A 15805-nucleotide genomic window follows, 5' to 3' on the forward strand; every position below is an offset into this window, starting at 1 on the left:
CAGAAAAACATTAGAAGCAAGCCAAACCAAGTTCTAAAATTTCAGTTCAAATGAGTACCTTTGCAAACTATGGCAAAAAATGATGATTTTATTGAAGTTTTAGGGGCACGTGTTCATAATTTAAAGGACATAGATGTTAAAATTCCGAGGGATAAGTTGGTTGTCATTACTGGTTTATCTGGTAGCGGAAAATCTTCATTGGCTTTTGATACTATCTACGCAGAAGGTCAACGAAGATACATTGAAACATTCTCTGCCTACGCTCGCCAATTTTTAGGAAATTTAGAACGTCCAGATGTCGATAAAATTGATGGACTCTCTCCTGTTATTGCTATTGAACAAAAAACCACCAGTAAAAGCCCACGATCTACCGTAGGTACCATTACCGAAATTTATGATTTTCTTCGTTTGTTATATGCACGTGCCAGCGATGCGTATAGTTATAATACAGGCGAAAAAATGGTGAGTTATAGCGATGAGCAGATTAAAAATTTGATTATTGAAGAGTTTAATGGAAAAAAAATTAGCGTTCTAGCTCCAGTTATCCGCTCTAGAAAAGGTCACTACCGTGAACTTTTTGAGCAAATTGCCAAGCAAGGTTTTGTAAAAGTTAGAGTTGACGGCGAGGTGAAAGATATTGTAAAGGGAATGCGCACAGACCGCTATAAAACCCACGATATCGAGATTGTAATTGATCGCTTAAAAGTTTCAACTGCAACAGAAAACAGCAAACGTCTTAGCGAAACCATCAATACCGCAATGTATCACGGCGATGATGTGCTAATGGTTTTGGATAACGAGACCAATAAAGCTCGATTTTTTAGTCGTTCGTTAATGTGTCCTACTACTGGCATTTCGTACCCCAATCCCGAGCCGAATAACTTCTCATTCAATTCCCCGAAAGGAATGTGCCCAAATTGTAAAGGGCTAGGGACTTTATATGAAGTAAACCGCAATAAAATTGTTCCAGATGATAGCTTATCAATCAAGAAAGGAGCGTTGGCACCACACGGCCCTCAAAAGAAAAATTGGGTGTTTAAACAACTTGAATTGATTGCACAGAAGTTTGATTTTGAATTAAGTGATCCATTCAGTAAAATTCCTGAAGAAGCGAAAGAAATGATTTTCCACGGTGGAAATTCAGCTTTTGAAGTAGACTCAAAAACTCTTGGGATTACCCGAAAATATAAAATAGATTTTGAAGGAGTCGCTACTTTTTTGCAAAATACTTTTGAAGCAAACGAATCTAGGTCGTTACAACGCTGGGCAAAAGAATATATGGATAAAGTACTTTGTCCAGAATGCGAAGGAAGCCGATTGCGAAAAGAGTCCCTATTTTTTAAAGTGAACGATAAAAACATAGCCGAGCTTGCTCATATGGATATTATAGAGCTGGCAAGCTGGTTTAAAAATATTGAAAAAGACTTAAGCGAAACACAGCTTAAAATCGGTTCTGAAATTATAAAAGAAGTACGAACACGTATCCAGTTTTTGGTCGATGTAGGACTAACCTATCTAGCGCTCGACAGAAGCTCAAAATCACTTTCCGGTGGGGAAGCCCAACGTATTAGGTTAGCTACGCAAATTGGGTCTCAATTAGTTGGTGTTCTTTATATCTTAGATGAACCAAGTATTGGTCTGCATCAACGCGATAATGAAAAACTAATTGAATCGTTGGTTTCTCTTCGAGATATTGGCAATTCGGTGCTCGTGGTGGAACACGACAAAGACATGATTGAAAGCGCCGATTATGTGATAGATATTGGTCCAGCGGCAGGGAAACATGGTGGTGAAATAGTTTCAGAAGGAACCCCTTCGGAAATATTAAAACATAAAACTCTCACAGCCGAATACCTAAGCGGTAGCAAGGAAATTGAAATCCCCAAGAAAAGACGGGAAGGAAACGGAAAAACCTTAAAGCTTTCAGGAGCCACCGGAAACAACTTGAAAAATGTAACGGTCGAGTTTCCTTTAGGAACTATGATTGGAGTTACAGGCGTTTCAGGAAGTGGAAAATCTACGTTAATTAATGAAACCCTCTACCCTATTCTAAATGCCGAAATATACAATGGTGTTAAAAAACCCATGCCGTATAAAAAAATTGAAGGGTTAGAGCATCTTGACAAAGTGATTGATATTAACCAATCGCCCATTGGCCGTACGCCACGTTCCAACCCCGCGACATACACCGGTGTTTTTTCAGAAATACGGAGTTTATTCGCCAAAATCCCTGAATCTATGATCCGGGGTTATAAACCGGGACGTTTTAGCTTTAATGTTAAAGGCGGGCGTTGTGAAACCTGTAAAGGAGCTGGTTTAAAGGTTATTGAAATGAACTTTCTACCGGATGTGTATGTAGAATGCGAAACATGCCAAGGGAAACGCTTTAACCGTGAAACATTAGAGATTCGATATAAAGGAAACTCAATTTACGATGTGTTAAGTATGACCATTAATGAAGCATGTGAGTTTTTTGAGCATATCCCAAAAATTTACAGGAAACTTAAAACCATACAAGATGTTGGTTTAGGTTATATTACATTGGGACAACAATCTACAACCCTATCTGGTGGAGAGGCACAGCGTGTAAAACTTGCTACAGAACTTTCAAAACGTGGCACAGGAAACACCTTTTACATCCTTGATGAGCCTACAACTGGTTTACATTTTGAAGACATTAGAGTATTAATGTTAGTATTAAACAAATTGGTAAAAAAGGGCAATACAGTACTCATCATAGAGCATAATCTAGATGTTATAAAAACGGTGGATTATATTATAGATATTGGTCCAGAAGGTGGAAAAAAAGGAGGAAAAGTAATTGCAAAAGGTACTCCCGAGGAAATTATTAAAAACAAAAAAAGCCATACGGCTCATTTTCTTAAAAAAGAATTACATTCGTGAGCAAAAGCTGGTAATTGAATCATAAAATAGTTGTAAAAAAATTAATTCAAGCACCTATTTTACATTCAAAGAAAACTACAGATTATAAATTATGAGAAACGAACAAAAAAATAAAAACTGGAACTTAGTAAAAACCAATGACTCTTGGGCTATTTTCAAGATAATGGGTGAATTTGTAAATGGGTACGAAAAGCTCAGCAAAATTGGCCCTTGCGTTTCTATTTTTGGTTCGGCCCGTACTAAACCAGACCACGAATATTACAAACTAGCCGAACGCATCGCTGAAAAAATAACAAACAATGGCTATGGCGTTATTACCGGTGGTGGACCAGGTATTATGGAAGCTGGTAATAAAGGTGCTCATTTGGCTGGAGGAACATCTGTAGGCCTAAATATCACATTACCTTTTGAGCAACATGACAACCCCTATATTGATAGCGATAAAAGTATTGATTTTGATTACTTTTTTGTGCGTAAAGTAATGTTCGTTAAATATTCACAAGGCTTCGTGGTTATGCCCGGTGGTTTTGGAACATTAGATGAATTTTTTGAAGCACTAACGCTTATACAAACGCATAAAATAGATAAATTCCCTATAATTCTTGTAGGAACTAAGTTTTGGGGCGGATTATGGGATTGGGTAAAAGGAACCCTGCTAGAAGCTAATAATAATGTTAGTAAAGAAGACCTAGAATTGGTTCACATTGTTGACAATGAAGATGAAGTGCTCGATATACTAAATCAGTTTTATAATGAGTATAATCTAAGTCCTAACTTCTAAAATATTCAAAATCAATATTCTTCCTCTATTTACGTTTTTCATCTGTTATTTAATGTAATACAACAAAGTCTTTTAGATTTTAAAAACACTATAACCTCATAAAAATTTCTTGAAAATAAAAAACTTCATAACCAGTATCTGTTTCTTGTTTGTGGTCAGTATGTCCGCTCAATATGATATATCTATTGATGCAGAATTAAAACCAGAAACTAAAAGCATCCAAATAAACCAGCAAATAGTGTTTGAAAACAACTCAAACAAAGCTTGGAATGAAGTTTATTTAAACGATTGGGCCAATAGTTTTTCAAATAAAACCACTCCATTAGCAAAACGTTTTGCTGAAAACTATAATAGCTCTTTTCATTTTGAAAAAAAAGAAGACCGCGGAAGAACAGACCTTCATAGTATAACAGACAACAGCAATAATCCTGTTGTTTGGGATCGCAATAAAGCAGCAGATATCATTAAAATTACACCCCAAAACCCAATAATGCCTGGGGAAACGTATACCGTTAATTTAATGTACTCTGTAAAGTTGCCAAATACCAAATTTACTCGATTTGGAGTAACTGCTAATAACAATTATAAACTTAAATATTGGTACATCTCTCCTGCGGTTTTTGATGGAGACTGGCAAGTATATAGTAATAAAAATACGGATGACCTCTTTTTAACGCCTTCCTCTTTTTCAATAAACTTTAAAATACCTCAAGAATATACACTCACTTCAGACTTCAATATAGTTTCTGAAACGATATCTGAAAATCAAAAAACCGTTTTATTACAAGGCAAGCAACGAAATCAAGCTACAATTTATATTGAAAAACAAAACTCCTTTGAGACTATTGAAACCGATAAACTTACCCTTGTTACCAACTTAAAAGATGAAAAGGTTTCTCCGCAAATTACTGCTCTTTCAATTGATAGAATAGTTCATTTTTTAGATAACAATCTTGGTGAGTATCCATTTAAAAAAATGGTTATTAGTGAAGTTGAATATCGTAACAGCCCTGTATATGGCTTAAATCAACTTCCTGATTTCATCAGCCCCTTCCCTGCTGGTTTTGAGTATGATATGGAGCAACTTAAATCCATAACAAGAAAATATATAGAATCTTCTCTTTCACTCAACCCACGTAAAGACAGTTGGTTAATTGGTGCGTTACAAATCCATTTAATGATGGAATATGTAGACACCTATTACCCTAAAATGAAAATTTTAGGTAGCTTAAGTAATTTTTGGGTAATTCGTTGGGCGCATGCAGCTGATTTAGAGTTTAACGATCAATATCCATTGTTATACCAAAATGTCGCACGAAACAACTTACAGCAAGCCTTAACAACTTCTCGCGATTCGCTATTAAAATTCAATAAAAACATTGCAAACGACTATTATGGTGGGTATGGATTAAGATACCTCTCCGATTATCTAGGAAAAGAAACGGTTTCAGAAAGTATTAAAGAGTTTTATTCTGAAAATAAATTAAAACCAATTAAGCCAGTTGCTTTTCAAGAAGCGTTTCAGAAAAACACAAATTTACCCATCAATTGGTTCTTTACAGATTATATAGATTCTCGTACTACTATTGATTTCAGAATAAAAAAAGTTGAAAAATTAGAAGATTCGCTTAAAGTAACTGTTAAGAATACTCGTAAAAACAGCATGCCGGTTTCCCTTTACGGAATTAACAAAGACAGTGTTCTATTTAAAAAGTGGCTTTTGCCAATTGATAGCACCGCAACGGTTACTGTACCTAAAAAAAATGTAAGAAAACTTGTTTTAAATTTCGAAAAAACCATTCCAGAATACAATCAACGTAATAATTACAAAGCTGTAAAGGGGTTGTTAAACAGACCGTTTCAGTTTAGGTTGTTTCAAGATGTTGGTGACTCTCGTTACAATCAGGTGTTTTTTATGCCTGAATTTCAATACAACTTATACGACGGCTTTGTAGTAGGGCCAAAAGTGTATAATAAAACCGTATTAGCTAAAGGGTTTCATTATAAGTTAACACCACAAATTGGGCTTAAATCTAATACCATAATCGGGAGCGGGTCTCTTGTTTACACTCAAAATTTAGATAAAGAATCGCTATATTCTATGCGATATGGTTTTTCTGGAAGTTATTTCTCGTATGACCGAGATTTGTTTTATAGACGCTATACACCGTTTATGACCTTTGCTTTCCGCAACAAGGATTTGCGTGACAATGAAAAGCAGTTTATCAACCTTAGAAGTGTAAATGTAATCCGGGATGAAAATCCAAACGATCCTGAACAAGAACCAAATTATAGTGTTTTTAACCTTCAGTACGTATACTCGAATCCCAACTTGATTAACTATTTTAAAGGGTCGGTCGATTATGAAATCTCATCAAAATTCAGTAAAATATCTACCACGTTTGAGTACCGGAAACTGTTTTTAAACAACCGCCAATTAAACGTTCGTTTTTTCGCGGGTGCCTTCCTTTTCAATGATACCAGAGAAAATGAAGACTTTTTCAGTTTCGCATTAGATAGACCTACTGATTACCTTTTTGATTACAATTACTACGGAAGAAGTGAAGAAAGCGGTCTTTTTAGTCAGCAATTAATTGTTGCTGAAGGCGGATTTAAATCTCAACTTAAACCAAAATTTGCCAATAGTTGGATAACTACGTTAAATGCAAGTACCAATATATGGAAATGGGTTTATGCATATGGAGATGCAGGCTTAATTCATAATACAGACCGAGGCACGCAAGCGGTGTTCGATACCGGAATTCGTTTAAGTTTGGTTGCAGATTATTTTGAGCTTTACTTCCCGCTGTATTCTAATTTAGGTTGGGAACCCGGACTCGAAAATTACGATCAACGCATTCGCTTCATTGTAACACTTGACCTAAGAACATTATTGGGCTTATTTACCCGAAAATGGTACTAAAAAGACATCTTTTTAGAAAAAATTATTTTAACCTTTTATAGTAAATTCGTTAAAATAACACTTCAAATTAATAAATTCATAATTTTTAGTATTCATTACTAACAATCTAACAACAAACAAGCATTGCAAAATTCGGTGGTTTTCGCTACTTTTGTAACTCAAAATTTAGACTATGCAAACAGAGCCAAAAACCAATAGTGACCTTTCCTTCGAAGATTTTAAAACTGAAGTGCTTACTGATTATAAACTCGCTGTAACTAGCCGCGAATGCAGCCTTTTAGGTCGTCGTGAAGTTTTAACTGGAAAGGCAAAATTCGGAATCTTTGGTGATGGTAAAGAAGTACCACAGTTGGCTTGGGCCAAAGCATTTAAAAATGGCGATTGGCGAAGCGGTTACTATCGTGACCAAACATTTATGATGGCGATTGGTCAATTAACCATTCAACAATTTTTTGCAGGCCTGTATGGTCATTCAGATCTTGATGCAGACCCAATGAGCGCTGGACGCCAAATGGGTGGTCATTTTGCAACGCATAGTTTAAACAAAGACGGAAGTTGGAAAAGCTTAACCGCTCAAAAAAATAGTAGTGCCGATATTTCTCCTACAGCAGGTCAAATGCCACGTTTATTAGGATTAGCACAAGCTTCAAAAATTTTCAGAAACGTTAAGGGCATTAAAGATAAAACCAATTTCTCTATCAACGGAAATGAAGTTGCTTGGGGTACCATTGGTAACGCTAGTACGAGTGAAGGCCTGTTTTGGGAAACTATCAATGCCGCGGGTGTATTGCAAGTACCTATGGTTGTTAATGTTTGGGATGATGAATACGGAATTTCGGTTCACGCAAAACACCAAACTACTAAAGAGAATATTTCTGAAATATTAAAAGGATTTCAACGTACCGAAAATGAAGAAGGTTACGAAATTATCCGTGTGAAAGGATGGAGCTATCCAGAATTAATAGAAGCATATCAAAAAGCAAGTAAAATAGCTCGTGAAGAGCACGTCCCTGTTTTAATTCACGTGCAAGAATTGACTCAACCACAAGGTCACAGTACTAGTGGTAGTCACGAACGGTATAAAAGCAAAGAACGTTTAGAGTGGGAAGCCGAGCACGACTGTAATGTACAGATGCGTAAGTGGATGATTGAAAATGATATCGCTACAGACGAAGAGCTTTCTGAAATAGAAAAAGTAATCAAAAAAGAAGTTCGTGATGGTAAAAAAGCAGCGTTAAAAGCCTTTTTAGCACCACAAAAGAAAGAACAAAAAGAAGCGGTAACACTTTTAGGTAACTTAGCCGAAAGCAGCCAGAATAAAAACTTCATTGAAAAAATAAAGAACGATTTAGCTTCTGATACAGAACCACTTCGTAAAACAATATTAGGTGCTGCGAGAAAATCACTTCGATATGTTACTACTGAAGATTCTTCAGAAAAAAGACAACTAATCGATTGGATTGAGAACTACTACGAGTTAATTCAGCCAAAATACAGCGCTCATTTATATTCTGAAGCAGAAGAGAATGCAAAAACAATTTCCGAAGTAAAACCAGATTATAATGATGACGCAAAAGATGTTGATGGTCGTGTGGTACTTCGTGATAATTTTGATGCTATTTTCAGTAAGCATCCAGACACGCTAATTTTTGGTGAAGATAGTGGTGAAATTGGTGATGTAAATCAAGGTTTGGAAGGCATGCAAGAAAAATATGGAGCATTACGAGTTGCCGACGTAGGTATTCGTGAAGCGACTATTTTAGGACAAGGTATCGGGATGGCTATGAGGGGCCTCCGCCCTATCGCCGAAATCCAGTATTTAGATTATGTGCTGTACTGTCTGCAAATTATGAGTGATGACTTGGTAACACTTCGTTACCGAACGAACGGTACGCAAAAAGCACCGTTAATTGTTCGTACAAGAGGACACCGTCTTGAAGGTATTTGGCACAGTGGTTCGCAAATGGGTGGGTTAATTCATCTTTTGCGTGGTATGTATATTTTAGTTCCTAGAAATATGACTAAAGCTGCCGGTTTTTACAATACGTTGTTAGAAACTGACGAACCTGCTTTAATTGTCGAATGTTTAAACGGCTACCGATTAAAAGAAAAGATGCCTAATAATTTGGGTGAATTCCGCACACCAATTGGTGTAGTTGAAACCATAAAAGAAGGTGAAGATATCACGCTGGTTTCCTACGGAAGTACACTTCGCGTTGTTGAAGAAGCTGCTAAAGAATTACAGCAAGTGGGTATTAATGCTGAAATTATCGATGTACAATCCTTACTTCCGCTCGATCTTAATGAGGATATGGTAAAAAGTGTCGCCAAAACCAATAGATTATTAGTGGTAGATGAAGATGTACCGGGAGGTGCTGCTGCATATATTTTAAATACTATTGTAGAAAAGCAGAATGGATATCGCCATTTAGATAGCAAACCACAAACGTTGACTGCAAAAGCGCACCGTCCAGCGTATGGAACCGATGGTGATTATTTTACAAAACCATCTGTAGAAGATATTTTTGAAAAGGTATATGCCATTATTCACGAAGCAAACCCAGAAGACTTTCCAAAGTTAAGATAGTCATAAAGCACTGTTTTTCTAGCTGTTATATTTGTATCTTTTATTGAATTTATAAAGATAACGACTATGAAAAACAGTACTTTACTAATTTTAGCATTACTTCTCATTCCTTTATTTACGAACGCCCAAGATGCCAATTTGGATCAACCAACTATTGCAGAATCTGATGTTCCACAAGAAGTTTTGACCAATCAAGATACATTATTTCCTAGTGGATTTATCTCTGAATGGCAGCTTCAAAAGGAATTTAATAACACTGATTCTACTGCTATACGATATATTTCAAAATTCGAAGAAAACGGAAGCTCTGGTTCTTCAGCTTCTTATCTTCCAGACGGTACCTTGATATTTCATTCAAAATATATGCAAGCAGATAATATTCCTGAAACAGTCCGGTTGAAACTTCAATTTGATTACAAAGATTTTGAAGCAGATTATGCCGATTTTATTACGGTTTATATTCAGAAAAGAGAAATTTATCGTATTCACCTCAGAAAAGATACGAGAGTTCAACATGCTTTTTACGATATAAATGGAAATCAAATTCCAGAAGAAGCACTCCCAATTGAAATAATTTTATTTGACCGCTAGACCTTTACTTTAAAGCATTTAAAAGCTATTTTTACTAAAAAAAATTAAAAATTTTACAAATAAAATTTGGAATCCTCATTTTTTTTAATGAATATTTACAAATAATCATAAAAGACAAAACAAGTAGTATGTTACTTTTCAACTTAAATAACAACAATAATAATAACCCGTTGCCGTAGCAAAAACTTGTCGCGATATATAGCCCGTCAGGTTTTTTAACTTGACGGGTTTTTTTGTGTTTTAAAACTACTAACCAATAAAATATAGAAATTATGTGTGGAATTGTATGTGCCTTTAAACTAAAAGAACCAGCAGAAGCCTTGCGTCTGCAAATTTTATCAATGAGTAAATGCATCCGCCACCGAGGGCCGGATTGGAGTGGAATTTTTGATAATGATAAAGCCATTATGGCGCACGAGCGTTTAGCAATTGTAGATCCTACTTCAGGAAAACAGCCGCTTTTCAGTAAAGACAAGAAGTTTGTATTGGCTGCCAATGGTGAAATTTATAATCACTTGGAGCTACGCAAGCAGTTTGAAGGGAAGTATGAATTTCAAACAAAATCTGATTGTGAAGTAATCTTACCCCTTTTCAAAGAAAAAAGAGGCAAATTTTTAGATGAACTAAATGGAATCTTCGGTTTTGCCATTTATGATGTTGAAAATGATGAGTATTTAATCGCCCGCGACCATATGGGAATCATTCCATTGTATATGGGCTGGGATCAAAATGGAACTTTTTACGTAGCTTCAGAATTAAAAGCATTGGAAGGTATCTGTACCAAAATCGAGCTCTTCCCTCCTGGTCATTACTTATACAGCAAAGAAGGCGATTTAAGAAAATGGTACACCCGCGATTGGATGGAATATGAAGCTGTAAAAGACAATGAAACTAGCATTAAAGAATTGCGTGAAGCTTTAGATGCCGCTGTGCATCGTCAATTAATGAGTGATGTGCCATACGGGGTCTTACTTTCCGGCGGATTGGATTCTTCCATCACCTCAGCTGTTGCCAAAAAATATGCAGATAAACGTATTGAAAGTGGTGATAAAGAAAATGCTTGGTATCCTAGATTACATTCGTTTGCCATTGGATTAGAAGGAAGCCCAGATCTTGCTGCCGCTCAAAAAGTAGCCGATCATTTAGATACTGTGCATCACGAAATAAAATTTACCATTCAAGAAGGGGTTGATGCCATTCGCGATGTAATTTACCATCTAGAAACCTATGATATTACAACCATTCGAGCTTCTACACCTATGTTTTTAATGGCTCGAGCTATCAAAGCGTTAGGGATAAAAATGGTTTTAAGTGGTGAAGGAAGCGACGAAATATTTGGGGGCTATTTATACTTTCACAAAGCCCCAAACGCTGAAGAACTTCATAAAGAAACCGTTAGAAAGCTTGATAAGCTCCATCAATACGATTGCCTTCGCGCCAATAAAAGTCTAGCTGCTTGGGGTATTGAAGGCCGTGTTCCGTTTTTAGATAAAGAATTTATGGATGTGGCAATGCGACTAAACCCTGAAGATAAAATGATCAATGGAGAGCGCATGGAAAAGTGGGTGCTGCGAAAAGCATTTGAAGATATGCTTCCCGAGAGTGTTGCTTGGCGCCAAAAAGAACAATTTAGTGATGGTGTAGGATATAGCTGGATTGACAAATTAAAAGAATTGGTAAATGAAAAAGTATCTGATGAACAAATGGAGAATGCACAGTATAAATTCCCAATACAAACTCCAACCAGCAAAGAAGAATTTTACTATCGATCTATTTTTACAGAACACTTCCCTAGTGATACAGCTGCCTTGAGTGTTCCTTCTGTTCCTTCAGTAGCTTGTAGTAGTCCTGCAGCGTTAGAATGGGATGAAAGTTTTAAAAACATGAACGATCCTAGCGGACGAGCGGTTGCCAATGTACATAGTGATGCGTATAGCAAGTAATCATTTTTTGAAGCTATTAATTTAACAAAAAGCTCTTTGGTTGCTAATTTAGCGTTAAATAACTTTTAAACGTCTCGGTCTCATCGAGGCGTTTTTTTATCTTATGCTTAGATAGAATTATTAATAATATATCAAGCAATAAGAAAAAGAATGGAGGTATCTGAAACTTCAAAAAAAACAGAACAAATTTTAAACGATTTAACCCCTGGCGAACGCACCGTTTGTCCATTGCCACATGACGGTTATTTATTTTTAGAGCACGATGTACCATCCTTACTTATTTATAGAAAAAAACCAGATGATAAAGCTACTTTGCGATTGGCTCGAAGTGGGGCTTCTTATTTAATTATTGGAGAGGAAAATTTTAGTTTTTTTCAAGAGTTTATCTCAAACCTCACTGAGAAAATGGCGGCGAAATTTGGCTCTTTTATTCTGTTAGAAGTTTTCAGCGGAGAAACTAATAGCATCGAATTTGTAATTCGAGGTCCTTCACATAAATTACCGGTTTCGTTAGATGTATTAAAGGACGAGCTCTGTAAAATTCCGAGTAGAAAGTATAACGTACAACTAGACGCAAGGATTGAACAAACCAAACAACGTCAACTCGAAGAGTTAACGCCTCTTTTCAGTATTGAGGATATAAAATCAAAGGGTGGTACATTGATTGGGCTGGAAGTACCACCGGTTTACAGGAATGCCGATGATAATGTGTATCCTGTTTACTTTAGGAAATTTAGAGATAGTTTTATTCAAGCCATTCAAAAAGCAATTTTTGAATTTGTGAGAGTACAGACAACTTCAAAACTGGTTAATTACCATGCTTTAGGAAAACGAGATATTCATCGTGAAGTATTTAAAATTGACAAACAACTTACCGAAATTGAATCCAGTTACCAATTTTTACTGTTAGTAGCCCCGGTAAATATTCAAGCCCTTAGAGAACGGTTTTTTGAAACCAATTTTGAAGAAATAAATAAATACCACTATCGGTTACTTCCTGTAGATCCAGATATACTAAAGCGTAAATTATACAACTTACGGATTGATGAAATTGATGACCCCGCTCTTTCCTATCTCTTTGATGAAAAAAGAGAAGAAATAGATCATCAACTTACGATGTTGAAAGAACGCGATTCAAAAAATTTCTTTTACAGCAGTGTACGTTTATATAAAGGTCTTGAAAAAAATGTTTTAACCGAAGCTAAGCTTATTCTTCAAAATATTTCTGAAGACCATACACAAGAAGAGAGGCTCCTCATTAGTGCTAAAGATTTTGCTAAAATAGCCGAAAAAGAATTTGAATATTTTAGAAGACAATCACCAGATTATAAAGGGAAAATTCACATTCGGGATGATGTGAATATTATGATGGTTTCGCAAGGTGAATTGTATTTGCCTTCAGATTATAAAATGACAAAAAATGGTGCTGCGGCATTATTACAGCACGAAATTGGTACTCATGCCTTAACATATTATAATGGAAGCCAACAGTCATTAAGCCAAATGGCGGCTGGTTTTGCCGACTATGATGCCTTACAGGAAGGAATTGCAGTACTTTCAGAATATTTAATTGGTGGTTTATCTAGTAACCGACTTCGAGTATTGGCTGGACGGGTAGTAGCAGGAGAGGCCTTATTAGATGGGGCAGATTTTAAACAAGTTTTCAGTTTGTTACATACAAACCACGGATTTTCAAAAGAACCTGCTTTTAATATTACCTCTAGAATGTTTCAAGGAGGCGGATTTTTAAAAGATATTATTTACTTAAAAGGACTGGTAGAGCTTCGCGATTATTTAGTTGACGGCGGGGAACTTGAACCACTCTTAGCTGGAAAGTTTGCTTTAAAACACGTTAATGTGATTAAAGATTTAACTGATAGGGGACTTTTAACACCACCTAAATTAAAACCTAGGTATTTAGAACAAAAAGACTTTAAACAAAAAATTGATAAACTTAAACAAGGGTTAGCCCTTTCTAAAATGATATAAAAAATGAAAATATGTTTTGTAATTAGTGATATAGAATCTGAAGCCATTGGGACTTCGGTAGTATTAATGAAAAAAGCACATGAGAGAGGGCACGACTTGTACGTGATGAGTGTGGGTGATTTTATATTTCACCACGATAAACCTATTAGTTTACGCTGTAAAAAGGTACCAAAAACCCCCAAGTCTAGAACCGTAGATAAGTTCTGGGAACGCGTGCAAGATGAAGAATTGAAATATAAAGTGATAAGCAGTTCTGACCTTGATGTCCTTTTTCTTCGGAATAATCCAACGGAAGAAGCCGACGATAGACATTGGGCCGAACATAGTGGAATTGCATTTGCACGTATGATTCAACAAAGTGGCGTTCTAGTATTAAACGATGCTTTCGCCATGTCTCACGCTTTTATTGACAAACTATATTTTGAAGAGTTACCTTCTATTATAAAGCCAAATAGCTTAATTAGCCGAAACAAAGAAGACTTATTGAAATTTTGGAAAGACAACGGTAAAAAGATGGTTTTAAAACCCTTGGAAGGTTCAGGAGGTCAAAATGTATATTTAATTGATAAAGACAAGAAAAACCTCAACCAAATTATAGAAACTATTACAGAAAAAGGATACGTCATTGCGCAAGAATTTTTGCCTGAAGTTTCAAAAGGAGATGTGCGCGTCATTTTAATGAACGGAAAAATTTTAGAAGAAGATGGTGAACAAGCTGTAATAAGAAGGGTTAACAAAGATGATTCAGAATTTAGAAGTAATCTTGCTCTTGGTGCCAAAGCTGAAAAAGCAAAGCTAACCCCAGAAATGCAGCGCATTGTTGATGTGACTGCGCCTAAATTAATAAAAGATGGGCTCTTTTTTGTGGGGCTGGATATTGTGAAAGATAAGCTCATTGAAATAAATGTATTAAGCCCTGGTGGTTTAGACTATTGCCAAGACATTGGTCTTCCCGCTTTTACGGATACTGTAATTGAAGCTATTGAACGAAAAATGGAGTATAAAAAGTACTATGAAACTAACTTATCCAATAGAGAGTTAGCCACGATGGATTAGAAACGCAGTAGGCAAAATTTAGTAATAGTTTTTTAATTTAAAAACATATATTTTGAAGAAAGACATTCCAAGAATAATAGGAAAATACAGTAGTAACAATAAAGGACCTCTGCTATTTGTTACCGCAGGTATACACGGTAACGAACCTAGCGGAATTATTGCTCTTGAAAAGGTTTTTGCCGAACTTTCAGTTGCAAAACCTGACATTAAAGGGACTATTATCGGTGTTTCTGGTAATAATGAAGCTTTAAACAAAGAGGTTCGTTTTATTGACGAAGATTTAAACCGCACGTGGACGAAAGATACTATTGAGAACCATATTACAGACACCAATGAAAAAGAGGAAATGTTCAGTATTATTGAAGTGCTGAATAACTATCCCGCTTCAGAGTATACAAAGCGCTATTTTTTAGATTGCCACACTACGTCATCAGATAGTTTACCGTATGCTTCGGTGCAAGATGTACACGATAACGATAGTTGGGCGCACCACTTCCCTACTCACATAATTAGAGGGTTTTCAGATATTGTTTATGGAACTACAGATGGGTATATGAGCCGACAAGGTTTAACCGGTTTTGTATTGGAAGCTGGACAACATGATGACCCAGAATCAATCATAAATCATGAAGGTACCATTTGGATTGCATTACAAGAAGCTTGTGATTTAGATTTAAATAAACTTTCAAAGTTTCCCGAATCAGTTTCAAAACTCCAGAAACAAAAAGAAAATCAAAAAACATTTGAAATTGAATACCGCCACGGACTTAAAGACGATGACACCTTTTCTATGGAACCGGGTTATAAAAATTTTCAGCAAATCAAAAAGGGTGAGTTATTAGCGCATCATAATGGTAAACCTGTTACAAGTGAATGGGAGGCCTATATTTTCATGCCACTATATCAAAAGCAAGGCAATGATGGTTTTTTTGTGGTAAAAGAGGTATAGTTTTAGCCTAACATTGTTTCTCTGTATTCTTTATACAATTTAAAAGAAAAAACTGGGTTATAATCTTGTGTTGCATTTATAA

General features: G+C 35.9%; 9 protein-coding genes. All 9 read left to right on the top strand.

What is annotated here, in order from left to right:
• Positions 1–69: 69 nt before the first annotated feature.
• The 9 genes from uvrA to AACZ92_RS04070 all read left to right on the top strand — a co-directional run bounded on the left by uvrA (position 70) and on the right by AACZ92_RS04070 (position 15723).
• Positions 70–2904: an excinuclease ABC subunit UvrA gene (gene uvrA / locus AACZ92_RS04030; protein WP_339697393.1), complete on the top strand. Its 2835-nt coding sequence runs from the start codon at positions 70–72 to the stop codon at positions 2902–2904.
• 91 nt (positions 2905–2995) lie between these two features.
• Positions 2996–3685 (top strand): TIGR00730 family Rossman fold protein, encoded by a 690-nt coding sequence (locus AACZ92_RS04035; protein ID WP_339697395.1) that lies wholly within the window; start codon positions 2996–2998, stop codon positions 3683–3685.
• Positions 3686–3794: 109 nt separating this feature from the next.
• A complete protein-coding gene (locus tag AACZ92_RS04040; protein WP_339697397.1) occupies positions 3795–6608 on the top strand; it encodes a metalloprotease in 2814 nt (937 codons plus the stop codon).
• Positions 6609–6780: 172 nt separating this feature from the next.
• A complete protein-coding gene (locus tag AACZ92_RS04045) occupies positions 6781–9195 on the top strand; it encodes a thiamine pyrophosphate-dependent enzyme (RefSeq protein ID WP_339697399.1) in 2415 nt (804 codons plus the stop codon).
• A 66-nt stretch (positions 9196–9261) separates the two neighbouring features.
• A complete protein-coding gene (locus AACZ92_RS04050; protein ID WP_339697401.1) occupies positions 9262–9786 on the top strand; it encodes a hypothetical protein in 525 nt (174 codons plus the stop codon).
• 272 nt (positions 9787–10058) lie between these two features.
• Complete coding sequence (gene asnB / locus AACZ92_RS04055) at positions 10059–11729, top strand: asparagine synthase B (protein WP_339697403.1); 1671 nt, start codon at positions 10059–10061, stop codon at positions 11727–11729.
• A 150-nt stretch (positions 11730–11879) separates the two neighbouring features.
• Positions 11880–13718: a tyrosine/phenylalanine carboxypeptidase domain-containing protein gene (locus tag AACZ92_RS04060; RefSeq protein ID WP_339697405.1), complete on the top strand. Its 1839-nt coding sequence runs from the start codon at positions 11880–11882 to the stop codon at positions 13716–13718.
• A gap of 3 nt (positions 13719–13721) precedes the next feature.
• Complete coding sequence (locus AACZ92_RS04065; protein WP_339697407.1) at positions 13722–14774, top strand: glutathione synthetase; 1053 nt, start codon at positions 13722–13724, stop codon at positions 14772–14774.
• 52 nt (positions 14775–14826) lie between these two features.
• On the top strand, positions 14827–15723 hold the full coding sequence (locus tag AACZ92_RS04070; RefSeq protein WP_339697409.1) for a succinylglutamate desuccinylase/aspartoacylase family protein: 897 nt from the start codon (positions 14827–14829) through the stop codon (positions 15721–15723).
• The last annotated feature ends 82 nt before the right edge of the window (positions 15724–15805 follow it).

Source organism: uncultured Marixanthomonas sp. (genome assembly GCF_963974425.1).
Taxonomy (GTDB): domain Bacteria; phylum Bacteroidota; class Bacteroidia; order Flavobacteriales; family Flavobacteriaceae; genus Marixanthomonas.